This window comes from Peribacillus sp. Aquil_B1 (genome assembly GCF_022603275.1).
Classification (GTDB): domain Bacteria; phylum Bacillota; class Bacilli; order Bacillales; family DSM-1321; genus Peribacillus.
The window spans coordinates 732,601-758,217 of sequence record NZ_JAKXEE010000001.1 but is presented as its reverse complement, the minus strand read 5'-3'; the positions used below and the strand labels follow the sequence as shown (position 1 = coordinate 758,217).

The following is a 25,617-nucleotide window of genomic DNA, read 5'->3' as shown; positions in this document are numbered from 1 at the left end:
GAGCAACTTGTCCAGACTATTCTGCACTTCCCTGAAAAAATTTTTTCCGATGAAAAATTCACCGAAACTTATGAATTTCCAAGGTGGTTCGGGCATCGATTCAGAAAATCGAATAATTGAGATTGATATTGTTCCCCGGAATTTGTTATAATAAAGTGGTTTTAACATTATTGAGGGGGAACATTTTTTTATGTCAATCGAAATAGGCAGCAAAGTACAAGGTAAAGTAACAGGTATCACTAATTTTGGAGCATTCGTAGAATTACCAGGAGGCTCAACAGGTCTTGTGCATATCAGTGAGGTAGCAGATAGCTATGTAAAAGACGTAAATGACCATCTTAAAGTAGGCGACCAAATTGAAGTAAAAGTGATTAGTGAGAAAGACGGAAAAACTGCCTTGTCCATCAAAAAGGCTATAGATAGACCCGAAGGGCAAACCTCTTCTTATACCAAACGCCCACCACGCCAAGGGGATAGCCGTTCTAAAGATTTTCGTTCAAAAGGTAATTTCCAACCAAAGGAAAATTTCGAAGATAAAATGGTGCGCTTTTTAAAGACTAGTGAAGAAAATTTATCGACTCTTAAACGCAGCACCGAATCAAAACGCGGCGGCAGAGGCGGAAGACGCGGATAACCCGCTGCATTTTTAGCATATAGATAAGGCAAGCCATTATATGGCTTGCCTTTTTTATTTCACAAAAAGCATAAAAAAAGCGAGGGCATCAAATGCTCCCGCTTCTTGACAAAAGAATATAGATTTACCGCACACTGAAGAATTTTTTCAATTTGGACATGAAGCCCTTTGGTTCGCTGCCAATTGGAGTCAAGGGCACAGATTCACCAAGGATCCTTCTGGCGATGTTCCGATAGGCAAGCGAAACTCTATTGTCTGGATTATAGGCAATGGGTTCCTTTTTATTCGCTGCCACAATGACCTGGTCATCATCAGGAATGACGCCGATCAAATCAATCTTAAGAAAATCGGCAACTCCATCGATATCCATTTCCTCATCCTCATGAAGCAAATGGCCGCGGATCCGGTTGATGATCAATTGAGGCGGTTCAATATGCTCCTCTTTTTCAAGCAGGCCAATAATACGGTCAGCATCCCTGACAGCCGGTCTCTCTGCAGTCGTAACGATGATCGCCTTGTCTGCCCCAGCTATGGCATTCCTGAAGCCCTGTTCAATGCCTGCAGGGCAATCAATGATGACATAATCATAGTCAGGCTTCATATCGCTGATGAGTTTCCTCATCTGCTCTTCATTCACCACTGTTTTGTCACTATTTTGCGGAGCGGGAAGCAGATAAAGCAAATCCTCGAAATGTTTATCTTTTATAAGCGCTTGGTGTATCTTACAGCGCCCTTCGACCACATCGACCAAATCATAGATAATGCGATTCTCCAATCCCATGATTACATCCAAATTCCGAAGACCAATATCCGTATCAATCAAGCAAACCTTTTTGCCTAGAAGAGCTAAAGATGTTCCTAAATTGGCGGAGGTGGTCGTTTTCCCGACACCACCCTTACCGGATGTTATAACTATTGCCTCTCCCACGATTAGAGACCCCCTTCTAATCTATTTAAATTAGGTCTATATTTCTTTAAGACTTGCAATTTTTCTATTATGATATTTTGTTCTTCATCCATGAAGGCACATTCCAAATCATGTCCCCATTTCGTATATTGGTCAGGAGATAAATTCACTTGTCCGGCAATGCGCAGCTGGGCAGGCTTCATGACAGAGGCAGCTATAATGGCCTCGTTATTCCCTTTATATCCGGCATGGGCTATTCCCTTTAGCTGTCCCATGATATATATGTTGCCACCCGCACGAACCGTTCCGTCGGGATTGACATCCCCTATCAGCAGTAAGTCTCCGGGAACTTCAAAAACCTGTCCCGACCTTATCACCTTGGTCACGGTCGTCACTTGGTTTTCATCTTTCCATCGTTTTGCTTCATCCTTCGTAAGGACATTCGAAATCATCTCATCTACGAAAAGCTTCTTCTTTTTATGGATGACCTCTTTAATCTTTTCTTCTTGTTGTTCATCAAGATAGCGGTTCCCTGTATGTACTTTTACGGAAATGGACGGGTCATTTTCTTGAAACTGATAGTTTGCCGAAAGCTTCACTTCTAACTCTTTCAATAATTCGGAAAATGAGCAAGAATCATCGAGATGAAGCATAAACCCGTCTTTTGTTCCCTTAATCATGACATTTTGCTGAATTCTTTTATTCATGACGTTTGTTTCACCTCAATGAAATATAATTCGACATAGGAAAACAAATTTCCTTTTTCTACGTACACGGAAAAGAGAAAATACATTTCCCACCTGCTTCTTAAGACACAGGAACGTTATTCCGTTTCTCCTTGCAAATCAAGCTTTTCAATCATTCTCTTTAAAGGATAGCAGCTGATAATAATGAATGCGAGATTCAATAATAATGTCGGAATCAATCTCCGTTCCGCAAATTCACCAAATCCCATATCTGCAAAAGATAGTATGATATTCATCTGAAAGATGACAACCTCTAAAACTGCCGTGAATATAAGCGCAGTAAGACAGGCAATCAATATATTATTTTGCAGGATTTTCATGGATTTCGATATCAGATAGGCAAGAAATGGCAGCAGGAACATGTAGGTCCCAAGAATTTCCGTATATACGACATCATAAGTCAACCCAAGAATCGCCCCATAAAGCATCCCCATTTTCCTTGAACCGAACATGGTCAGGAAAAAAACGAAAACCATCATGAAATGGGGCACGAGGATTTTATCGGACCCGAATGCATCTCCAGCGAACATCTGGGCGAAGATGCTTTCAAAAACAAAAAAAACCAAGGCTATAAAAGAAAGGATGAAATATCTCACTCAGCTTCATCCTCCCCTTCACTTTCTTTCGGTAAACCGTCCACCTCGCGCTGAACGACCATGACATTATTAATATCATAAAAATCCGTCGAAGGTTCAATATATGCGGTCTGGTTCAATCCATATTGATCCACTTTGACATCGACAACTTTCCCGATCAGCAGACCTTTCGGAAAGATCCCTCCATAACCGGATGTGATGACCAATGAATTTTTCTTGATCTTTTTATCATATGGGATCCGTTTCATCAGCAAAAGGTTCTTCTTATCATCGAATCCTTCAATCAAGCCATATGCTTTATCATCACCTTGGACGATCGCTGAGACACGATTGGCTTTATCGATGGAGCTTAAAAGTTGAACCGAGGCCGTGAAATCCGTCGCTGATTTCACCTTACCGACTAACCCATTGGAGGTGATGACAGCCATATTTTTTTCTACCCCATTACGCTTCCCTTTATTAATCGTCAGCATTTCATGCCAGCGGTCGGGATTTCGTCCAATGACCGTCGCCTGAGTGGGCGAGTACTTCCGAAGGTCATCTTCTTTTTTGAGGTTATCGCGAAGTTCTTCATTTTCTTCCTTTAAATCTTGGACTTGGGTTTTCAATAATACATATTCATCCAAGCGGGCTTTCAATTTTTTGTTTTCATCGTATGTATGTTGAAGGTCTTTTAAGCCCCCTACAAAACCTGTTATACCCGATACTGGCTTATTAAACACATTTCCGACCCAGCCTGTCGTATCTTTCAGGAATTGCTCCGGCCAAGTCAACTCTTCTCTCTCCCTTAATGAAAAACCGATCAATGCCACGAGAACGATAATACTAACGAGCAAGAGAAGGAGTTTTTTATTAAAAAACTGTGGCATGGTATTACACCTCTATCTAAAATTTACTCTATGGTCTTAAAATTACACTTTGATTTAATTAAATTGCAAAACATAAGAAAAACCGGCTCAAAATTGCACCTTTTGTTGAGCCGGCCCTATTTGAGAAGTAATGCTTATCGCGAATCTCTTGATTTAGTCTTGAATAAATGAATGTGGTCAAGCGCTTTTCCCGTTCCGATTGCAACACAATCCAGCGGATTTTCAGCGATGATCACCGGCATTTGCGTTTCTTCACTGATGACTTTATCCAAATTGCGCAGCAAAGCACCCCCGCCTGTCAATACAATGCCTCTGTCCATGATGTCAGCGGCTAATTCAGGTGGTGTTTTCTCTAAAGTGTTTTTCACGGAATCCACAATTGCAGAAACTGTGTCGCTTAAAGCTTTGGATATTTCCTCAGCTGTGATTTCGATCGTTTTCGGTAATCCAGTCAATAGGTCACGTCCGCGAATTTCCATGTTTTCTACGCCTTCCGTGTCTCCAGCAGAACCAATTTCCATTTTGATCGCTTCAGCAGTCCGCTCACCGATCATCAAATTGTAGTTCTTACGGATGTAAACGATAATGGCATCATCCATTTCGTCACCGGCAATACGGATCGATTGGCTTGTAACGATACCGCCAAGGGAAATGATTGCCACTTCCGTCGTTCCTCCGCCGATATCAACGACCATGCTTCCTGTAGGCTCCCAAACCGGAAGGTCCGCACCGATCGCCGCTGCAAACGGTTCTTCGATAGGATATGCGTCACGGGCTCCAGCTTGTCTAGCTGCATCGATGACTGCACGCTGCTCAACTGCCGTAATACCAGAAGGCACACAAATCATGACATATGGCTTGTTGCCGAATACGCCCTTCTTTTGAGCTTCCTTCATATAGTACTTCATCATGGTAGCCGTCGTTTCATAATCGGCAATTACTCCATCCTTCATCGGGCGGAGGGCAACCACGTTACCAGGTGTACGTCCAATCATGTTTTTCGCATCGTTTCCGACTGCAACGATTTGCTTTGTATCTGTTTGCACAGCTACAACCGATGGTTCACGTACTGCGATACCTTTTCCTTTCACATAGACAAGCGTATTCGCCGTTCCTAAATCAATCCCTATATCTCTAGCGCCAATTCCAAACATTATGGTATCTCCCTTTCGTAAACAAAAATGCCTTTTTATAAGTTCAAATAATAATTTGTCGTTTTTTGACAATAAGAGTTTTGAAAAAGTTTCCTCTTTTAAAAATCATAAACAATATTATATCGTATCGTCAAAAATTTTGATAGTGTCATAAATAACCTTTTTCCTTCAAACTAACATATTTATGCTCCCCGATGATGATATGGTCCAATACTTCAATCCCGATTATTTTACCACATTCGACCAACCGTTTCGTCACTTCAATATCTTCTCTGCTGGGAGAGGGGTCTCCGGAGGGGTGGTTATGAAGACAAATGATAGAGGCAGCGGACCTTTTGAAAGCCTCTTTGAAGACCTCGCGCGGATGCACGATCGAGGCATTGAGGCTACCGATGAATACCGTAGTTTTTTGCAGCACTTGATTTTTCGTATTTAAATAAAGACAGACGAAATGTTCCTGTGATAAAAACCGCATTTCTTCCATGCAATAATTGGCTCCATCTTCAGGAGACCTAATCACATAACGGTCTTGATCATTCAATTTGTTAATTCTCCTGCCAAGTTCGACAGAGGCCAGGATTTGAATCGCTTTTGCTTCACCAATCCCTTTAATCACGGTCAGTTCTTCCACTGAGGCTTCTTTTAGCAGGCGAAGGCCCTTGAAGGAATTGATGAGCCTGCCGGATAGTTGCAGGACGGATTCTTCCTTTGATCCCGTCCTCAGTAGCAGGGCGAGCAATTCCTGATTGGAGAGACTCTGCGGTCCGTCCTGCAGAAACCTTTCGCGCGGCCTCTCCTCTTTCGGGTAATCCCGTATTAACATTTTTTCGCTCAAAAGATCAACCCTTCCTAAGAAAAGGGAAAATGCCAGAGGAAATCGATCATTCTAACTCTTCCTGCATCGCTTTAAGTTCCCGGGCCAGTCTTGAGACCGGAAGCCCGACCACCGAGAAATAGTCCCCTTTGATTCGTTCGACAAAAAGAGATCCGTATCCTTGAATCCCATAGCCGCCAGCTTTGTCAAAAGGTTCCCCGCTATCCAGATAACGTTCGATTTCAGCTTCTGGCAGCTCCCAAAATGTCACTTCCGTTTTTTCTGCGAATACTCTGCGATGCTTGCCAGATATAATGGCGACACCTGTGTATACTTCATGTGTCCGTCCCGATAACATTTCCAGCATTCTTTTTCCATCCGCACGGCTTGTCGGCTTACCCAATATCTCACCGTCAAGGACAACAACGGTATCCGAGCCGATTACCCAGCTTTCCTGAAATTTTGCTGCGATGGCTTCGGCTTTACGGGATGCCAGTTCTTTCACCGCTGCATCAGGACACATGTTTTCATCAATACTTTCATCGACATTGGAATTCATGCTTTCAAAGGGGATTTGAAGAAATTGTAGAAGTTCTTTACGACGTGGTGATGAAGAAGCTAAAATCAATGGTTGCATAATATAAAAGTCACCTTTCTTTACATAGGGAGATACATAACTATCCTATCAAATTATGGTGCAATCCACAATTATTGTTTACTATGAATCGACAAATGCCTGTAAGTATTTCCCGGAAAATAAAAAAGGTGTCACTGATGCTTTCATATTGGGAGCTTGCCCCATTGGGCAGCCCCCCTTTTTTCTTTACTTAACTCGATTTGTTTTGGAAATTCAATAAAAAATCAAGAAGACTTTCTTGAGCCTGGAATAGCTTTTCTTCGTTTTTGGAAGTCTCATATTCATCAATCGACTTTGCGGCAGCAGTCAGGTCATCGTTCATATTCGCAAACTCCGGGGATAATTTCCCCGCCTTCAGTTCATCCATGTTTTTTTCCAGTGTTTCTTTGTTTACCGTCCCTTCCTTTCCGCGAAGCTTGGTTGCGGATGTTTCTGCCAACGAAGCATATACTTCCTTCATCTTGTTGAGGGTTTTCTCATCTTCCTGGCTTGTCCCAGCCGCTTCAAAATTGATTTCCTTCCAATATACGTCCACATCATAGGACTTTAAGAATAAGGCCAGCTCCTTACTTGCAGCTAGACTCTCTGCCGATCCCAAGAATAGATAATAGCTGTCTTCCAATTTGAAAATTTCAGCAGGAACCTGCTTTTCAATGATTTTCTTTTGTATTTGCCTTGCCGCATCCTCGCTGCTGAATACTCCTCCCTGTACAAGGAATGTCTTCAGCTGGTTGCCTGGTTCAGTCACTGCCGCTTTTTTATCCTCAACAGTGGCTTCGGTTGGAACCGGGGTCTCGACCGAAGATACTTCGGCTTTTTCCTTGGTAATCGTTTTAACGGCGATCAAGCCAAGAATCGATCCAAAAAAAACAGCACAAATGACAGCGATCATGAATGTCTTGATCGGTCTTTTATCAGAACTTTTCAGCGAACTGGTACCAAAACCGATGAGCTTCGGCATTTTCTTCTTTGGAGGCGAGGGAACCAATACGATTTTGTTTTCGTTTGAATCCTCAGGGAGTATCCATTCGAAACTCTCATCTGTGTGTTCCTGTTCCTGCTCCTTACTCGCCGCCTCTTGACTTTCAACCTTTTTATCGGCAAATACTTTTTCTTCCCCATTTATTTTAATCGTTACACCCTTGCTTTGTTCCGGCTTGCCCAATTTTTTTCCTCCCCTCCAGATCATTTTTTTCATCCTAACATAGAGGCAAAAAAAAATAACAAGACTTTTGTCGTCTTGTCATTAATAGGTTTCGTCAAATTTCCCTATTCATATATGGGTAACGAAAATAGACTTACAGGTACTGGTACTTCTGGTTCACGAACCATTCAATATCGCCTCTCACCAGCTACCTACATCACACTTTCATGCCAGCTTCACTTGCAGCCAATTGGGGATCGTTCCCTACTGCGCTATCGTTCAGGTGATTTTTGACAAATTCCTCTTGGATGGTTCTTTACGCTCATCTTAAAAAAGTTACATACCAATGTAAAAGGGAATCGCCCCAAAAATAAGCAGTCAATGTCCCAAAAACGATATACGGCCCGAAAGGAATAAGTGTTTTCTTTTTTAGGATTCCGGTCAGTAATCCGATGAAGCCCAGGAATGCCCCATAAAAGCACGCAAAAAGAAACGATAACAGCACCATCTTCAGTCCCAGTACAAAGCCAATCACTGCAAATAGCTTGATATCACCGCCACCCATGCCCCCTTGGCTCACGACTGCAATTAATAACAGCAGGCTAAAGCCAACCACGGCCCCGACAATTGAATCCCACCAGGGCAACAGCGGAAAAGAAACTCTTAGAACGATAAAAATCACCGTAAAGAAAAGCAGTATTTTATCAGGTATGAGCATATAGGCGACATCACTCACGAAGATGATCATAAATAATGAAATCAATGTCCAGCCCACCAAGAGTTCGCTCGACCAGCCAAGGAATATGGGAGCAGAGGCAAACAAAACACCGGTCAGCATTTCCACTATCGGATAAAGGGGGGAAATCCTTGCTTTACAGCCCCGGCATTTTCCGTCTTGCAAGATATAGGAAATAACCGGCATCAACTCGATGAATGTCAATGTACGCCCGCAAGAAGGGCAGGCGGAGCGACGATTCGCAAATGCTTGACCAGCTGGAACACTTAAACCGACAACGTTAAAGAATGAGCCTAAAATTAAGCCGAAGACGAAGAGATAGATATGGATTACCATCATTTATACAAAGTGCATGAGGATTCGATTGCCCTTCTGTGAAACCCTAGTTTTTGCTCTATGTAATAATCACTTCGGTTCTTCATGATTATCATTCCTCCCGTCTTTTCATTAAGTAGATCCTACTATTCAACAGTCATGTAAAATCAATATATAAACATATTTTAACAAATATACTTGATGATTTGTTATCAATCACTCTATTAGAGTTTTTTCTTTTCAAGCGGCACTGTTAACAAGAGAAAAGGACCTTTGAAAAGGTCCTTTCAGACTGTAGACAAACTCCGGACCGCCCGCGGAAAGCGAGTGCCTCACGTTCCAATTGCACAAACCCCTAAAAAACTGTAGACAAACTCTATTTTCATCCGGTAAAGGCACATCCCTTTAGGCATCTTCTCTGATTAGGAACTCCCTTACAAGTGATAGGAAATGAAGCGACCCTGTGATGACAAGGATCTCTTTTTCCCCTGTTTTCCTCCTGCCCTCCGTTATTGCAGCCTGCCAATCCCTGTTTATCGTTTTATTTGGATGACTGCACTTTTCATAAAGCGTTTTCGCATCCGCCGCCCGTTCATGGTCGAATTCGGTAATGATGATTTCCATTGCTTCCGTCTCCAGTCCATGAAGCATCTCGGAATAATTTTTATCTTTAAATGAACTGAATACGAAACGATACTTATATTCGGGGTAATGCACTTTTAGCGTTTCCTTCAGTACGTCGATGCCGGCAGGATTATGTGCACCATCAATGATCACTAACGGCTCATCCGATATTTTTTCAAAGCGGCCATCCCATTTCGCTTCACCTATTCCTTTAAGGATGTTTTCTTCATCGATATTTTCCATTCCTAATGTAACAGCAGCTATGGCCAGTGCCGCATTCTCCATTTGATGACGGCCTAGCATTCGCATTTCCACATTTTCGATGGACCTGTCTGCAAGCGAAAAGGAGAAACTTTGCCCTCGTTCACTTTGCTTTATTTTGCCTATATGAAAGTCTTTGCCTAATTGGTAATAAGGTACGCCTAATGACGACGCTTTTTCTTCAATTACTTTTGCTGGTTCCCCGGCTGTGACTCCGCTGATGATCGGCGCCCCGCTTTTAATGATGCCCGCCTTCTCAAAAGCAATTTCCCCAAGTGTGTTACCCAGGATGCTCGTATGTTCCAAAGAAATTGAGGTAATGATCGAAAGAAACGGCTGGATGACATTCGTTGTATCGAGCCTGCCTCCCAAACCGGTTTCCATCAAAACCAAATCCGCTTCCTTTTTGCTAAAATAAGAGAATGCCATTGCAGTCAAAATTTCGAACTGAGTGGGACCATTCCCCTTACTGTCCATCTCTTGGATGATCGGCCAAAGCTCCCGGAAGACAGCGATAAAATCCTTATCACTAATTTCATCTTCATTTATCTTCAGTTGCTCATTCATCCGTATTAAATAAGGAGAAGTGAACGAAGCGACCCGAATGCCTTGGGCAAGCAGGATTTCTTTAATATATTGCAGTGTTGATCCTTTCCCGTTGGATCCTGCAATGTGAATATACTTTAGCGCCTTGTGCGGGTCACCTAATTCAGTTAACAATGCTTCCATCCGTGATAGACCAAAATTCATGCCCAATTGAACTTGGCGCCGTTCAAAAAAATGATTGATTTCTTCCATGGTTGTAACCATTATCGTTGAGCCTCCTCTTTCTTTATACCGCTCTTATGCGTTAAGATTATTTTATCAATATATGAACGATTAACCTAGATGAAAGGTAGTGTTTTACTATGAAACCTTCAGATTTCCACTGTTGGATTGTCGTTAATGGCTATTTACAGCATGATAAGTTTTCCAGTTTGGCTTTGTTCATTAAAGAGGCGGCTGAAAGGAAAGATATCATGGCAACCCTTATCCGCAATTCAGACCTCATTCCCGTAATCAAAAAAGGAGTGCCACTGCTTAAAGGGGCATTCGAAAAGCTGCCCGATTTTGTCCTGTTCATGGATAAAGACATTCATTTGGCCCGCCATTTGGAATTGCTCGGCATCCCCGTATATAACAGCAGTAAAGCGATCGATATTTGCGACAGCAAAGCAAAAACACATCAAGCATTGACCGGGCATGGCATACCGATGCCGAAAACAATATTTCCCCCTTTTACGTACGAAGGGATTGAAAGGGTCAATATGGATGCTTTCATACAAATCGGCAATGAAATTGGGTATCCACTTATCGTTAAGGAAGCATACGGTTCTTTTGGGGAACAAGTATATTTGATCGAAACAGAGGATGAGTTACTAAAGACGATCCGTAATCTTGGCCACAAACCTTTTATACTCCAGGAATTCATCGAGCACAGTAAAGGCCGGGATATTCGCGTGAATGTCGTGGGCAATCAAGTCATAGCAGCGATGCAACGCCATTCGGAGCAAGACTTCCGAGCTAATATGACTGCCGGGGGGCAGGCTGCACCATATTCACCCACCAGTGAAGAAGCACAACTTGCCATCCGATGTGCGCAAATTCTGGGTGCCGACTTCGCTGGTGTCGATTTGTTGTTCGGTGAAGAAGGTCCGCTTTTGTGCGAAGTGAATTCGAATTCGCATTTACCGAATATTTATGAATGTACAGGCATCAACATCGCTGATAGCATGTTCGATTATATCTTGAGAGAATTAGGAAAAGGAAGTGCATCTGATGAAAAAACAAGCAGGCTGGTTGATTTATAACCGTGAGGATGCCTTGAAAAATAAGGGATACATAGATTGGATGCTTGACGAAGCAAGTAAGCTTGATCTTGATTTACACTTTCACTTTCGGGAAGACCTTAGGATTGGTCATCGTTTCAATGAGTTGTACGTGGAACACGGGACACAGCCAATTTCATTGCCGGACTTTGCTATCGTCCGGACCATCGATCCTTTTTTCACAAGGCAACTTGAGCAACTGGGGATTGCTTGCTTTAACTCCTCCTTCGTATCGGAAATCGCGAATGACAAAGCAAAGACGCATCAATATTTGTCCTCGCTGGGGATTCCAATGGCCGATACCGTATATTGTAACGGGATGCCGAGTGCCGATGACATGGAGTTCCCTTTCATTGCTAAGGAAACGAGTGGCCGCGGCGGGAAACAAGTATATTTAATCGAGCATGCCGATGATCTTGCCGAACTGAATGATGGAAACTGGATAGTCCAAAAACCCGGGTTATTCGGTAAAGATATCCGCGTATTTGTAATTGGAAATGAAGTGAAGGCTGCTGTACTTAGGGAATCCGCATCCAGTTTCAAGGCAAATTATACACTGGGCGGATCGGCTTCTCTATATGAGCTGACTGCTTCTGAATTAGCCCTTGTTGAAAGAGTAATGAGGTCGTTTGATTTTGGCCTGGTCGGGATCGATTTCATATTTGCCGAAGATGGCAGCCTCATGCTGAACGAAATCGAGGATGTCGTCGGCAGCCGGACATTGAGTGCACTAAGTGATATGAATATCGTATCAGAGTATCTTAGATTCATAAAAGAAAGAATATCCTCCTAACGAAGCACAAAAAAGGATGAACCGCATAAAGCTGGTTCATCCTTTTGTTTTACTTTTTACAGTTGTTTCAGTTCGCTGATCCTGTGGATGACAGAGTCGCGTTTTTCGCTATAGTCTTTTTCCTTGGCACGTTCTTCTTCGATGACGCTTGCCGGCGCCTTTTTGACGAAGCCCTCGTTGCCTAATTTTTTCTGTACGCGCTCAACTTCTTTATTAAGTTTGTCGAGTTCTTTTTCAAGACGTTTCACTTCTTCGTCGATATTGATCAGTCCTGTAAGCGGCAGGATCAATTCTACACCAGTTACGACAGCTGTCATGGCTTGAGCAGGTTCTTCGACTTCGATTCCGATCGTCAATTGTTCAGGATTACAGAAACGCTCGATATAGCTGCTGTTTTTCTGTAACGTCTCTAAGATTGACTCATCTTTCGCTTTTAAAATCAAATTGATTTTTTTGCTTAGCGGTGTGTTCACCTCAGCACGAATATTACGGACGGAGCGGATGATTTCAACAAGCAGCTTCATTTCCTCGGCTGCAGCTGTATCTGTCAATCCTTCATTCACTTCCGGCCAAGCGGCAACAGTGATTGACTCACCTTGATGAGGAAGGTTCTGCCAGATTTCTTCGGTAATGAAAGGCATGAACGGGTGTAATAATCTCATCGTGTTATCCAGTACATAAGCCAAGATCGAGCGCGTCGTCTTCTTCGCTGCTTCGTCTTCGCCATATAGCGGAAGCTTCGCCATTTCAATATACCAGTCACAGAAGTCATCCCAAATGAAGTTGTATAATACACGGCCCACTTCACCAAACTCATAACGATCCGCAAGTCTGGTTACGTTGGAAATCGTTTCATTCAAGCGCGTCAAGATCCATTTATCGGCTACAGATTTCTCACCGCTTAAATCGATTTCGTCATAAGTCATGCCGTTCATGTTCATCAAAGCAAAACGGGATGCGTTCCAAATCTTATTGGAGAAGTTCCAGACCGCTTCCACTTTTTCCGTGCTGTAACGAAGATCCTGTCCTGGCGAGCTGCCAGTAGACAAGAAATAACGCAGGGAATCGGCACCGTATTGATCGATTACATCCATCGGATCGACACCATTGCCAAGCGATTTACTCATCTTGCGCCCCTGTTCGTCACGAACGAGTCCGTGGATCAGTACATCTTCAAATGGTCGTTCACCCGTGAACTCAAGAGCTTGGAAAATCATCCGCGATACCCAGAAGAAAATGATATCATAGCCTGTCACAAGTGCCCCGGTTGGATAGTAGCGTTGGAAATCGACACTGTCCTTGTCAGGCCAGCCCATAGTCGAGAACGGCCATAATGCCGAGCTGAACCATGTATCCAGAACATCCGTATCTTGTTCCCAGTTTTCAGCGTCCGCAGGCTCTTCGTGGCCTACATACACTTCACCTGTTTCTTTATGGTACCAGGCTGGAATGCGGTGACCCCACCAAAGCTGACGGGAAATGCACCAGTCGCGGATATTTTCCATCCAATGCAGGTACGTTTTTTCGAAACGATCAGGTACGAAATGAACTTTTTCCTCATCGGATCCCTTTTGAAGCTCAACGGATGCATCAGCCAGCGGCTGCATTTTAACGAACCATTGCGTCGAAAGATATGGTTCAACAACGGCACCGCTTCTCTCTGAATGGCCGACTGAGTGAAGGTGATCTTCGATTTTGAAGAGTACTCCTTCTTCCTGAAGGTCTTTGACGATTTGTTTACGGCATTCAAACCGGTCCATGCCTTCATATTTACCAGCCTTTTCATTCATCGAGCCATCTTCATGCATGACAAGGATGCGCTCCAAATCGTGACGGTTCCCGATTTCGAAATCATTCGGGTCATGAGCCGGAGTAATTTTGACCGCGCCTGAACCGAATTCCATATCGACATAATCATCACCGACAATCGGGATTTCCCGGCCTGTAATTGGCAAGCGGACCATCTTGCCGATCAAGTGTTTATAACGGTCATCTTCAGGGTGTACAGCAACAGCAGTATCACCAAGCATCGTTTCCGGACGGGTGGTGGCAATTTCAATTTCACCCGATCCGTCAACCAACGGATATTTCATATGGTAAAATGCGCCCTGCACATCTTTGTAAATAACCTCGATATCGGATAACGCCGTTTTCGTCGAAGGATCCCAGTTGATAATGTATTCGCCGCGATAAATTAAGCCCTTGTTATAAAGCGAAACGAACACTTCGCGCACAGCTTTTGAAAGCCCCTCATCAAGAGTGAAGCGTTCACGTGTATAATCAAGTCCAAGACCAAGCTTTGACCATTGTTCACGGATATGGCTCGCATATTCCTCTTTCCATTTCCATGTCTCTTCGACGAATTTTTCACGTCCAAGGTCATAACGGCTCACGCCTTCCGCACGAAGTTTCTGTTCTACTTTCGCTTGAGTCGCGATACCGGCATGGTCCATGCCCGGCAACCATAAAACGTCATAGCCTTGCATCCTCTTCATGCGTGTCAATATATCTTGAAGCGTCGTATCCCAAGCGTGGCCAAGATGAAGCTTACCTGTCACGTTAGGCGGCGGGATGACAATCGTATATGGTTCTTTTTTATCGTCACCCGTCGTTTCAAAAAACTTTCCATCAAGCCACCATTTGTAGCGGCCTTTCTCTATCGTCTGCGGATCATATTTAGTCGGCATAGAAATTTGGTTCTCTTCCATATCATTTCCTCCTTTTTAGGCATAAAAAAACTTCCATCATCACAAAAGGACGAAGGAAGTTGTTCGCGGTGCCACCTTTTTTCCGAAAAAGAAAAAAATCACTTTTCGGCTCTCAAATCGGATAACGGCTCTTCACCGGCCTTCGCTACTAAGAGGTTCACGAAGACTGCTCGCGGACGACTTCGGATGCTGCTGCCTGGAAACCTCGCACCAATTTGGTTTCCTCTCTGAAAAGTGCATATCATCTTACTATTTCCGGTCTTTGCATTGATTTATATTCATATGTAAATTGATTGAATGCATATAGTATATAGTACAAAAAATATGGGGCTCCAGTCAATCATCTTTTCGCTTACTTTCCCAGGAATCATCCCATTTGATACATTCAAGGTCGTTTTCTTTATTTTATCCTCCAAGAACAGTAAATGTGACGGCCTAATCACCTTTTCCACTGCCCACCCATAGAATATAAGAAGTCCTAAAAAGGAAGGTAATAATATGAAGCGAAGATATACTCCCTATACTTTACCGCCTTGGATGAAGAAATTCCGCGGTGTCTGCCAGCAGTTCATCGTCCCCTTTATCGTATTCCAAGGATTACGCACACTGATTTTTCCGACTTTCTTCGATATGCTCCTGCTAATCGCATTTATTTTCCTGGCCATGTCTTTATATTTCGAATGGATTTAATTATTCCCTTACAGCAAAAAAATATACATGACTGGAGATGATCCAATCATGTATATTTAGCTTGGAGGTGATTGTTCTTCTTTGGCAGCCTCGGCAGCAGCCTTTTTCTGCTGTTCGATTTCTTCGATTTTCATCACCATATATTCAATATTTTTCAGAAGCCAAAATTGCCGCTGCAGTTGAGTAACATTATCCAGCTCTGAACGATGTACCCTGCCATCGGAATAACTCTTCACTAATTCCAAAGCTGATCCAGGGAATGCCAGATAACTTTGCATGAGCAGCAATTCTTCTTCCTTCAACGGAAAATAACGAAAATAGTTATATAGCCAGTCAACGCAGTCATCGCATTGGACAGGATAGGTCCTGGCCGATTTAACGAGAAATGGCAGTAAATCGAAATGCGGCGGAGCTGTATTCGAATTCTCAAAATTGATGAAGTAGCCATACCCCCGCTCATCATAAACGAAATGCTTCAAAGAAACCTTTCCGTGCGTGACCACGGTTCGAACCTTTTCACTATCCTTCGTTTTTTCATACCAGGTTTCAAACTTCTTGATCGAGTACTTCAGCGCCTGTGAAATATCAGTGTAGAAAGAACAAACCGTCATTTCGAATGGAGACATATACCACTTCTTTTCACAGCTGACAATATACTCATCCATAAAGTCTTTTTCGTTATTCCATGTATCAAGCGTCCGCTCATAATGGGCTTCCCTTTCCTCCATATCCACTTGTATTTCCTTAACGGAAAGTGTATGCATCCGAGCAAGCTCCCTGAACATTTGCTTATGTTTTTCATCGCGCTCCCCGTCCCCCTCATTATTGAGCCAGGGCATCAGGTAATACAAACGGCCATTATGAAGAACGGCGTAACGCTGATCCATCGTTTGATAAATCGGAACGATCCGATTATAGCCGCGATGGTACAGTTTTTGAACATTTTTGATAAAATCAATGCCGTTCTGCGGTACCATCGATTTCAAGGCAAATGTACCGCGATCACTGTAAACTTTTTTCACACGCCCGAAGTCCTCGATATATTGTACATACATGGCATATTCCTTCAATACGGTTTCCGCGTCCCGATTCCGATTGGCAGTCTGCTGATTCTCGTTTTCCCTCACGAGACTCACTCACTTTCTCTAAAAAACTAAACATTCTCCAGCACCTAAAAAACAGGAGCAGACCATATGCTCTGCTCTCTGTCCCGATCAATTCTTATATGCAACCGCCTTCGGTATATAGATGACTTGCCCTTCATGAACGTTTTGATTAGACTCCAATTCATTGCTGAAAAGTATCGATTGAACCGTAACATCATATCGTTGAGCCAAGTCATCAAGCGTTTCCCCTTGCTGAACAATGCAAACTTTCATCCTTACCAGTTCTTCTTCCTGTTTCCGCCCGAATAAATCCATGATGGAAGGCTGCTTCTCACCATGATCGGCCGTTTCTTTATCATCACGTTCCGCGGCTTGTTTCCTGCCTTTGAAATTCTTAACCTCCTTAGCCGGAGGCGCAGGTCTTTCCCTCTTTTTGAATAGATCGCTTAAGGACGAATTGGATTCCTCTTCCTGCTCCACCTTTACATGTTCATTTAGAATAGGACCCGCTGCAACGCCATCTTCCTCCTGCCGTATGACATCCTCGGTTTCTCTGGAAACAGGGCTATTTTGTTGATTGATCGCTTGACTTAGCTCTTCTACTACTTCTTCTATTTCTTCTTCTTCTACTTCTTCTTTCAATGTCACTCTAGGAATCTCTATCGTCTCCACTGGGTCCTGCCTGCTTGGTTCTACCTCCAGTTTCGCATCTTCCATGGAAGGTACCTTTTCCGTTGGGTCAGACGGATCTCCAATAACTTCTTCCTCTACAGCTTCAGCTTCTTCCTGCCTATGCACTTCCGTTTCCCATTCCTCCTCTTCAGGATATGGTGAAACGGGCATTTCAAAAACTGGGGCACTATGCTGATTGCTTAAATAAATCGGTTCCTCTTCTTCTTCTTCATTTGCTTCAGAAACTCGTTTTGACTCTGCAGAAAAGGGCGCGTATAACTCTTCTTCCTCTTCATCACGGAAAACAGGCTGAAAGTCCGGGATCGGCGGCACTGCAGCCGCATAAGGAATATACGACTCATTTTCCCCATCCGTTTCTTCTTGTTCCTCTGTTTCCCCAACTTCCTGCTCCGTATCGAACCGTTCTTCCACATATGAATCATTATAGATTCCGGTTATCAAAAGATCCGCCTGCAATTTCAAACAGTTATGCTCTGGCAGGGCATAATCAAAGCTTTGAATCGAGACATCGACCTCATCCAATGAGGCAATCCGATTATTCGGAATCGTTATGTCAACCGGAAAACGGTGTGTGAACTCATTTAGTCCATTGAGATGCCGCTCGACCTTTTGAACCGCTTTTGGCAAAAAGGTCTGCGAAAACTCCTCTTCTTCACCATTTTGCGAGTCTTTATATTCACCGCTTAAATCCAACGAGCCTCGTATAAAAACATATTGATCACTTTCTTGAATCGTCACATTTGGATCAAGCGAAATGGAATATAGCTCAGCCACTTCCTGTCCCTTCTGGAACCAAACGGATTCCTCTAAAGAAAATCGTAAATACGATTCATTTTCTTGCGACAAAAACAACTCCTCCTTTCAGCTTCAGGAAACGGTACCTATACCAATATCAATCTATGAAAGAAGAAAGCTGATTATTCCTTAATTTCATATGCCACACTCGAGACCTTATATTTCCTGAACCTTTTAAAAAGAAGGGATTCAAATTTTTTATGCTAAAATTAATGCGTGATTGTAACTATCGGCATGAAAATCTTGAATGAAACCATTAATTCGACCTTCCGCCATTTTATTCGACCTAGCTCTACATTAATCCGGCATTCCTCCATTTTATTCGACCTAGCTCCATATTAATCCGGCCTTCACATTTAATTCGACCTTCCACATACTGATTGAATTCAAAAAAACTGGCTGCCTTTCTCCAAAAGTTTTTGGAAAATGGTTGCCAGTTCAAATTTATCATTATTCAATATATCGGTAGTTCATGAAGCCTGCATCATTTTTTTAATTTTGCAAAAGCCTGTTCTGCTGCTGTAATGGTCTTTTCGATATCTTCATCACTATGTGCAGTGGAAAGGAATAAACCTTCAAACTGTGACGGCGGCAAGTAGATGCCTTGATTCGCCATTTCCCTATAGTAAGAAGCAAAGAACTCTAAATCGGATGTTTTTGCTGTATCATAGTTTACGACTTCTTCATTCGTAAAGAAAAGTCCAATCATGGAACCCGCACGGTTGAACGTATGGGGAACTCCGTACTTTTCCGCTGCTTCCCCAATACCTTTTTCGAGCATATCCCCTTTTCTGGTGAACTCATCATAAGATTCGGGAGTCAATTGGCTCAGCGTTTCAAGGCCGGCCGTCATGGCAAGAGGGTTACCCGACAATGTTCCCGCTTGATAGATTGTCCCACTCGGGGCAATTTGTTCCATGAATTCCCGCTTGCCTCCGAAAGCTCCAACAGGCAAGCCGCCGCCAATAACTTTCCCAAGGCAAGTCAGGTCAGGTACGATATCAAAATAGCCTTGTGCACAATTATAGCCGACACGGAACCCTGTCATAACTTCGTCAAAGATCAATAGAGCCCCGTATTGGGTCGTCACTTCACGTAAGCCTTCGAGGAAACCAGGTTGTGGTGGAACCACACCCATGTTCCCTGCAACAGGTTCTACGATGATACAGGCAATGTCTTCGCCAAATTGTTCAAATGCGTATTTGGTTGCAGCTAAATCATTGTATGCTACGGTAATCGTATTTTTTGCAATGCCTTCCGGTACTCCCGGGCTATCCGGTAAACCTAATGTCGCAACGCCGGAACCCGCCTTGATCAGCAAGGAATCACCATGGCCATGATAGGAGCCTTCGAATTTCAGGATTTTATCACGGCCTGTAATGCCTCGTGCCAGCCTTAGTGCACTCATCGTCGCCTCGGTACCTGAAGATACCATACGGATCATTTCAATCGAAGGCACGCGTTCAATGACCAGCTTGGCCAGTTCATTCTCAATCTGCGTCGAGGTTCCAAAGCTTGTACCTGATTCCGCTACCTTTTTCAATGATTCCACGACACGGTCATTCGTGTGGCCCAGGATAAGCGGTCCCCATGAAAGAACATAGTCGATATATTCATTTCCATCGATATCATACATTTTTGAGCCTTTTCCGCGCTCCATGAAAATGGGATCCATGTCCACAGATTTGAAGGCACGCACCGGGCTGTTCACGCCGCCTGGCATCAAATTTTTTGCTTCGGCAAACGCTTTTTTCGATTTTTCATATGACCGCATGATTCAATCCCCTTTTTCCATTACAGGTTATATTTTTTATATCATTGATTATCTTCGTTTATCCAGCGTGCTACCTCTTTTGAAAAATACGTAATGATCAAGTCGGAACCTGCACGTTTCAAGCCTGTCAGCATTTCCATCACAATCGCTTTTTCATCAATCCAGCCATTTTGGGCAGCTGCCTTAACCATTGAATATTCACCGCTGACATTATAGGAAACAACAGGAAGATTAAAGTTATTCTTAACGTCCCTGATGATGTCCATGTAGGAAAGGGCCGGTTTCACGATCAGGAAGTCCGCACCTTCTTCAACATCGGATTCAGCTTCACGGAATGCTTCAAGGCGATTGGCGGGATCCATTTGGTAAGTTTTCCTGTCGCCGAATTGCGGCGCACCATTTGCGGCATCACGGAATGGGCCGTAAAAAGCCGAAGCATATTTCACCGCATAGGACATGATCGGAATATCTTCATAACCCGCTTCATCCAGACCCGCACGGATGGCCGCAACGAAACCGTCCATCATGTTGGAAGGTGCAATGATATCGGCGCCGGCCTCTGCTTGGCTGATTGCTGTTTTGGCAAGAAGGTCAAGTGAAGCGTCATTGAGGATTTTTTCCCCTTCTACGACCCCGCAATGGCCATGGCTTGTATATTCACACAGGCAGGTATCCGCTATGACAATAACATCAGGATATTGTTTTTTAATAAAACGTGTTGCCTCTTGCACAAGTCCGTTATGGTGAAATGCCCCTGTGCCCTGTTCGTCTTTATCATGATCAAAAGGGACACCGAATAAAATGACTGATTTAATGCCCAGACTGACGACTTCATCCATTTCGGCCCCCAGATTATCCATGGATAGCTGATAGATACCTGGCATGGAGTTGATTTCATTTTTCACATTTTCTCCGTCGATGACGAAGATCGGATAGATCAAATCCTCTTTATGCAATTGTGTTTCACGGACTAAAGCCCTCATGCCAGCACTTGCACGCAAGCGACGATGACGATTGAATGGAATGTTTTTCATTTTAAAGTTCCTCCTTATTACTTCTTTTCAAAATGAAGCGTATTAACTCCGCAACCATGGCATCCGTTGTATAAACATCTGGACAGACATTGACGGATAGCCCATGTTTTTCAGCCGTTTTAGCGGCAATCGGCCCGATTGCTGCAATGATGATCCGGTCTATGTATGTATCCAATTCATGGCGTTTCATGATCTGTAAAAAATGATTGACCGTCGATGAACTCGTAAAGGTTATGATGTCGATATCATCGTTCTTTATAAGCTGCACCAGTTTTTTTTCACTGCTTCGAGGAAGCACGGTATGATAAATAATCACTTCATCACAGGATGCACCAGCTTCATTGATTGCCTCCGCAATAACCGCCCTTGCGAGATTTCCTTTTGCCAGCAACACACGGGACCCTTTATCAAGCAGGGCATTGAACTCCGCCACGAACCCTTCGGCAACAAACTGAGTTGGAACGAAATCCGCCTTATATCCATGTCGTTTCAGGGCCGCCTCTGTTTTGGAGCCGATTACGGCTATTTTCGGAAGCTTTAAAGGCTGGTTACCAAGAAGCTTAAAGAAGAAATCCACCCCATTTTGACTGGTCAAAATGATCCAATCATAGGAAAGCAACTCATCTAACCGCTGTTGTACATCTTCCAAATGATCAGGAAGAGTGAACTCAAGCAATGGCACAAGAAGCGGCGTTCCGCCATTTTTTTCGATCGACTCTTTTAAACCATCTGCCTGTCCTTTCCCTCTGGTGATTAATACCTGATAATCCTTAAGAGGTTGAAAGGGATTCATTACTGATCAAGCTCTTCTTTTACGCGATCGATCAATTCTTTGCCGCCCATTTCGCTAATCTGTTTGGCAGCAGCATGGCCAACCGCCTCGGGATCGGTTCCCTCAACCATTTCTTTATAAATCACCTTGCCATCCGGGGCAGCGACCAAAGCCGTCAAGGATACGGATCCATTATCTTTTGCCACTGCAAATCCGGCAATCGGTACCTGGCATCCGCCTTCCATTTTATCCAAAAAGGCACGTTCCGCTTCAACCGTTCTTTTCGTTTTTTCACAGGTCAATTTCGCAAGTTCCGCCAGCAGCTCTTTGTCGTCTTCGCGGCATTCAATGGAAAGTGCCCCTTGTCCAACTGCCGGAATGCAAATATCTTCATCTAAAAATTCGGTTACGATGTCTTGCTCCCATCCCATTCTTGCTAGTCCGGCCGCTGCTAAAATGATAGCATCATAATCTTCCGTTTTCAGCTTATTCAGTCGGGTATCGATATTACCGCGAATCCATTTAATTTCAAGATCCGGCCTTCTAGCCAAAATTTGCGCGCCGCGGCGCAAGCTGCTTGTACCTATGATGGAACCCGGCTTCAGTTCGGAAAGGGTTTCATGATTTTTTGAAATCAAGGCATCCCGATGGTCCTCCCTCGGTGGTATGCAGCCAATCGTCAAGCCAGGAGGCAGCACTGCAGGCATATCTTTCATACTATGTACTGCCATATCAATTTCTTTATCAAGCATCGCTTGTTCGATTTCTTTAACGAATAAGCCCTTTCCGCCTACCTTGGAAAGTGTTACATCAAGGATTTGGTCACCCTTTGTGACAATTTCCTTCACCTCGAACTCGTATGGGACCCCAAGCTCTTTAAGTTGATCGATAACCCAGTTCGTTTGGGTGATCGCTAATTTACTACGTCTAGAACCGACAATTATTTTTCTCATAGTTTCCTCCTATGTATTCCAAAAGTGGAATGTTGAAAGACTTCCGAAAAGGAAAAAGTTAATTAACACAATCATGAAAGATCCAATATTCAGAAAGGCTAGCGTCCTTCCATACATTTGTTTCCGAATTTTCAAGTATAAAAACACACTGTAAGCGATAAGCAAAATGAATGAGCCGATGATCTTCATGTCCAGCCAGGATACCCCAGGCACTTTTATATAAGCCCATTGAATCCCCAGGATAAGGGAGACCAATAATAATGGGACACCTATTACTGCGAGGACATAAGACATATGCTCGAGCTTTGTTAAATCGCCGAGTCGAAGCAGGCGTTTTCCCCATTTCTTCCGTTTCAGTAAATCATATTGAATTAAGTATAAAAGTGAAAAAACGAAAGACAGCGTGAATGCCCCATATGATAGGATGGCAAAAGTGATATGTATGAGCAATAGCTCTGAAACCAGGCGCTGCGCAAGCACTTGAGATTCTATCTGAACAGGTGCAAAGGTATGGATGGCCATGACCATGAAACCTAATACATTCGTAAAAAAGACCGTAAAATCGACTCTTAGCAATCGGTTAATGATTAAAGATAGCGATATGAGGACCCATGCATAAAAATATAAGCCTTCAAAAATCGTCAATACCGGGAACCTTCCCGTTTTCAACACATACAAAAATAAAAAAATTGTTTGCAGTACCCAAACAATAGAAAGCAACCAGAAGGCGACCCTATTCGCCTTCTGGTTATTATTAAGGAAATCGATAAAATATAAAAGCATACTGATGGCATACAACAAAACAGTGGCTTCATGCAATCTTGTCATTAGTAATTCCATATCTACCTCATTACTGGACAGGAACTGGATTCAAAAGGGATGACTTGGAGCTGTTCCGTTCTTTTTCATCCGCAACCAGCTGGTCCTCAATCAATTCCTCTAAATGGAAGATTTTCACGAAATTATTCAATTGCTCTTTTGCATTCGGCTCATCTGCCAGCTCTTTTGCATAAAGTATCGGATCTTTCAGCATTTGGTTGATGATGCTTTTCGTATGCTTGTTCAGAACTTTTTTGTCACGTTCACTTAAATGCGGAAGCTTTCTTTCGATGCTTTCCATCGTTTCCCTCTGTATCGATAGGGATTTTTCCCGTAAAGAAGAAATGACTGGAACCACACCAAGCAAATTAATCCATTGGTTGAAGTCCACGATTTCTGATTCGATCATCAATTCTATTTTCTCTGCAGCTTTTTTGCGTTCTTCAATATTGGCTTGCACGATCCCTTCAAGATCGTCAATGTCATACAAGAAGACATTTTCCAGCTCGGCCAATGTTGGATCGAGGTCACGCGGCACGGCGATATCGACCATGAAAATAGGACGGCCTTTACGAAGCTTATTGATGAATGACATCATTTCCTTTGTTACAAGAAGATCTTTTGATCCAGTGGAAGTAATCAGGATATCAGCTTCCACTAAAGCGCATTGCAGCTCTTGAAGCTGTTTCGCCGTACCATTGAATCTCTCTGCCAGGTCGACCGCTTTCTGGAAAGTACGGTTAATGACCGTAATGCTGTCGGCACCATTGCTATGCAGATTTTGAATGGCCAGCTCACCCATCTTACCGGCCCCGAGAATCAAGACATTCTTGCCGCTCAGGCCTCCAAAGATTTTTTTTGCAAGCTCGACTGCCGCATAGCTGACGGAAACGGCATTAGTATTGATTTCGGTTTCCGAATGAGCTTTTTTAGCCAATGTAAGGGCTTGCTTGAAGAGATGGTTAAAAACGGTACCGATCGTATCTTCCTTCTGCCCTAACATATAGCTTGAACGTACTTGTCCCAAAATCTGAGTTTCTCCCAGTATCATGGAGTTCAAGCCGCAGGTAACTGAAAATAAATGCTCGACAGCCCCATCGCCTTCATAAATGAACAGATATTTAGAAAATTCTTCTTTATCGATTTTAAACCATTCCGAAAGAAATTCCTTTATATAATACCTGCTTGTATGAAGCTGGTCACCGACCGCATATATTTCCGTCCTGTTACATGTTGAAATAATAATATTTTCCAAGATGCTTTTTTTATTTTTAAGAGCTTTCATTGCCTCGGCAAGTTCGGCTTCGTTAAACGATAGTTTTTCCCGAATTTCTACAGGGGCAGTTTTGTAATTTATACCAACCGCTAGAATATGCATCCTTTTGTTTTGCACCCCCAAAATTTTTCATGTAAATTTATTATACCATGTACTAAAATGGTTTTACGCAAATAATATGAACAGTTTATGAAAACGTATGCTACCATGAAAAGACAGTTAAACGCCCGAAATGCTACAAAAGGTGTCTAAGCGGGATTGGTAAGTTACATACATATTTCGACATTGTGTACAAAAGTACCATATCAAAAATGGCAAAAAACTTCAAGTAATCGAATTGCATAGGAGGATAAAATGAAAACGCAGCGTATTTTCCCAGGAATCGTATTAATCGGTTTCGGGCTCTATTTTTTTCTTGAACATTCCCAAATCGAAATCTTTCCAGGCTTTTTCAGCTGGCCCACTTTATTATGTATAGTTGGTGCAGCCTTCCTGATTCAGGCATATAGCGGCAATGAATATGAGTCCATCCTGCCAGGCGTCATTTTACTGGGGTTCGGGGCTCACTTCCATATCGTCGAGAATCTGGATATTTGGCCGGATAATATAGGTATCTTTATTTTAATCATATCGCTGGGATTTATTCTCCGGGCACGTAAAACAAATTCTGGAATGTTTCACGGGATGGTAATACTTCTCATCTCGATCACTTTCTTATTCTATGATCAAATCACATCGTCATTTGGGCTTGTTGAAACAAGCACTGCGAACATCGAAAGGTTTTGGCCATTTGCCTTGATGGCAATCGGCATTTATTTTTTGGTTCGAAAAAAGTGAGATTGCCGATTCGCAATGTTGCAAATGAAAAAAGGGTATTCCAAATGCGGAATACCCTCTTC

Annotated in this window: 24 protein-coding genes and 1 other annotated feature; of the genes, 5 read left to right on the top strand and 19 right to left on the bottom strand. The window is 43.1% G+C overall.

Going from position 1 to position 25,617, the window contains the following annotated elements:
- The first annotated feature begins 190 nt into the window (after nt 1–190).
- Entirely contained in the window at nt 191–634 is a 444-nt protein-coding gene (locus MPH60_RS03740) for a S1 domain-containing RNA-binding protein (protein ID WP_034308861.1), read from the top strand.
- A gap of 124 nt (nt 635–758) precedes the next feature.
- Here MPH60_RS03740 and minD read toward each other — a convergent pair whose 3' ends face one another.
- The 10 genes from minD to MPH60_RS03690 all read right to left on the bottom strand — a co-directional run bounded on the left by minD (nt 759) and on the right by MPH60_RS03690 (nt 10,247).
- A complete protein-coding gene (gene minD, locus MPH60_RS03735) occupies nt 759–1,562 on the bottom strand; it encodes a septum site-determining protein MinD (RefSeq protein WP_034308862.1) in 804 nt (267 codons plus the stop codon).
- A 2-nt stretch (nt 1,563–1,564) separates the two neighbouring features.
- Nucleotides 1,565–2,248: a septum site-determining protein MinC gene (minC, locus tag MPH60_RS03730; protein WP_241593794.1), complete on the bottom strand. Its 684-nt coding sequence runs from the start codon at nt 2,246–2,248 to the stop codon at nt 1,565–1,567.
- Nucleotides 2,249–2,364: 116 nt separating this feature from the next.
- Nucleotides 2,365–2,883 carry a rod shape-determining protein MreD gene (gene mreD / locus MPH60_RS03725; protein ID WP_241593795.1) on the bottom strand — a complete coding sequence of 173 codons (519 nt, stop codon included), beginning with the start codon at nt 2,881–2,883 and terminating at the stop codon, nt 2,365–2,367.
- Nucleotides 2,880–3,752: a rod shape-determining protein MreC gene (gene mreC, locus MPH60_RS03720; RefSeq protein WP_241593796.1), complete on the bottom strand. Its 873-nt coding sequence runs from the start codon at nt 3,750–3,752 to the stop codon at nt 2,880–2,882. Before mreC ends, mreD begins: the two co-directional genes overlap by 4 nt.
- Nucleotides 3,753–3,886: 134 nt before the next feature.
- On the bottom strand, nt 3,887–4,906 hold the full coding sequence (locus tag MPH60_RS03715; protein ID WP_034308871.1) for a rod shape-determining protein: 1,020 nt from the start codon (nt 4,904–4,906) through the stop codon (nt 3,887–3,889).
- Nucleotides 4,907–5,054: 148 nt separating this feature from the next.
- The gene (gene radC / locus MPH60_RS03710) at nt 5,055–5,729 is read right to left on the bottom strand and encodes a RadC family protein (RefSeq protein ID WP_241593841.1); all 675 of its coding nucleotides are present in this window, start codon (nt 5,727–5,729) and stop codon (nt 5,055–5,057) included.
- Between the two features lie 58 nt (nt 5,730–5,787).
- Nucleotides 5,788–6,357, bottom strand: coding sequence for a Maf family protein (locus MPH60_RS03705; protein ID WP_241593797.1), 570 nt, complete (start codon nt 6,355–6,357; stop codon nt 5,788–5,790).
- Nucleotides 6,358–6,547: 190 nt separating this feature from the next.
- Nucleotides 6,548–7,522 carry a hypothetical protein gene (locus tag MPH60_RS03700; protein ID WP_241593798.1) on the bottom strand — a complete coding sequence of 325 codons (975 nt, stop codon included), beginning with the start codon at nt 7,520–7,522 and terminating at the stop codon, nt 6,548–6,550.
- 301 nt (nt 7,523–7,823) lie between these two features.
- Entirely contained in the window at nt 7,824–8,576 is a 753-nt protein-coding gene (locus MPH60_RS03695) for a prepilin peptidase (protein WP_241593799.1), read from the bottom strand.
- A 381-nt stretch (nt 8,577–8,957) separates the two neighbouring features.
- The gene (locus tag MPH60_RS03690) at nt 8,958–10,247 is read right to left on the bottom strand and encodes a bifunctional folylpolyglutamate synthase/dihydrofolate synthase (protein WP_241593800.1); all 1,290 of its coding nucleotides are present in this window, start codon (nt 10,245–10,247) and stop codon (nt 8,958–8,960) included.
- A gap of 98 nt (nt 10,248–10,345) precedes the next feature.
- On the opposite strand from MPH60_RS03690, the gene MPH60_RS03685 reads away from it, so the two are divergent.
- The gene (locus MPH60_RS03685; protein ID WP_241593801.1) at nt 10,346–11,287 is read left to right on the top strand and encodes an ATP-grasp domain-containing protein; all 942 of its coding nucleotides are present in this window, start codon (nt 10,346–10,348) and stop codon (nt 11,285–11,287) included.
- Entirely contained in the window at nt 11,256–12,098 is an 843-nt protein-coding gene (locus MPH60_RS03680; RefSeq protein ID WP_241593802.1) for an ATP-grasp domain-containing protein, read from the top strand. The genes MPH60_RS03685 and MPH60_RS03680 overlap by 32 nt, the downstream gene beginning before the upstream one ends.
- Nucleotides 12,099–12,154: 56 nt before the next feature.
- On the opposite strand, the gene MPH60_RS03675 is transcribed toward MPH60_RS03680, so the two are convergent.
- Nucleotides 12,155–14,806 carry a valine--tRNA ligase gene (locus MPH60_RS03675; protein WP_241593803.1) on the bottom strand — a complete coding sequence of 884 codons (2,652 nt, stop codon included), beginning with the start codon at nt 14,804–14,806 and terminating at the stop codon, nt 12,155–12,157.
- Between the two features lie 42 nt (nt 14,807–14,848).
- Nucleotides 14,849–15,078 (bottom strand) — a binding site (T-box leader).
- Between the two features lie 226 nt (nt 15,079–15,304).
- Here MPH60_RS03675 and MPH60_RS03670 point away from each other — a divergent pair.
- A complete protein-coding gene (locus MPH60_RS03670; protein ID WP_101222799.1) occupies nt 15,305–15,496 on the top strand; it encodes a hypothetical protein in 192 nt (63 codons plus the stop codon).
- A gap of 56 nt (nt 15,497–15,552) precedes the next feature.
- On the opposite strand, the gene ysxE is transcribed toward MPH60_RS03670, so the two are convergent.
- From ysxE to hemA, 8 genes are all read right to left on the bottom strand, one after another.
- Nucleotides 15,553–16,623, bottom strand: coding sequence for a spore coat protein YsxE (ysxE, locus tag MPH60_RS03665; protein ID WP_241593804.1), 1,071 nt, complete (start codon nt 16,621–16,623; stop codon nt 15,553–15,555).
- 87 nt (nt 16,624–16,710) lie between these two features.
- Nucleotides 16,711–18,141, bottom strand: coding sequence for a stage VI sporulation protein D (gene spoVID / locus MPH60_RS03660; RefSeq protein WP_241593805.1), 1,431 nt, complete (start codon nt 18,139–18,141; stop codon nt 16,711–16,713).
- A 433-nt stretch (nt 18,142–18,574) separates the two neighbouring features.
- Nucleotides 18,575–19,864 carry a glutamate-1-semialdehyde 2,1-aminomutase gene (gene hemL / locus MPH60_RS03655; RefSeq protein WP_241593806.1) on the bottom strand — a complete coding sequence of 430 codons (1,290 nt, stop codon included), beginning with the start codon at nt 19,862–19,864 and terminating at the stop codon, nt 18,575–18,577.
- 41 nt (nt 19,865–19,905) lie between these two features.
- A complete protein-coding gene (hemB, locus tag MPH60_RS03650) occupies nt 19,906–20,898 on the bottom strand; it encodes a porphobilinogen synthase (protein ID WP_241593807.1) in 993 nt (330 codons plus the stop codon).
- Between the two features lies 1 nt (nt 20,899).
- On the bottom strand, nt 20,900–21,691 hold the full coding sequence (locus MPH60_RS03645; protein WP_241593808.1) for a uroporphyrinogen-III synthase: 792 nt from the start codon (nt 21,689–21,691) through the stop codon (nt 20,900–20,902).
- A complete protein-coding gene (gene hemC / locus MPH60_RS03640; RefSeq protein WP_241593809.1) occupies nt 21,691–22,623 on the bottom strand; it encodes a hydroxymethylbilane synthase in 933 nt (310 codons plus the stop codon). The genes MPH60_RS03645 and hemC overlap by 1 nt, the downstream gene beginning before the upstream one ends.
- A gap of 9 nt (nt 22,624–22,632) precedes the next feature.
- On the bottom strand, nt 22,633–23,463 hold the full coding sequence (locus tag MPH60_RS03635) for a cytochrome C assembly family protein (RefSeq protein WP_241593810.1): 831 nt from the start codon (nt 23,461–23,463) through the stop codon (nt 22,633–22,635).
- Nucleotides 23,464–23,473: 10 nt separating this feature from the next.
- Nucleotides 23,474–24,820 (bottom strand): glutamyl-tRNA reductase, encoded by a 1,347-nt coding sequence (gene hemA, locus MPH60_RS03630; RefSeq protein WP_241593811.1) that lies wholly within the window; start codon nt 24,818–24,820, stop codon nt 23,474–23,476.
- Between the two features lie 252 nt (nt 24,821–25,072).
- Here hemA and MPH60_RS03625 point away from each other — a divergent pair, with 252 nt between their 5' ends.
- Complete coding sequence (locus MPH60_RS03625; RefSeq protein WP_101222808.1) at nt 25,073–25,555, top strand: LiaI-LiaF-like domain-containing protein; 483 nt, start codon at nt 25,073–25,075, stop codon at nt 25,553–25,555.
- Nucleotides 25,556–25,617: the final 62 nt, after the last annotated feature.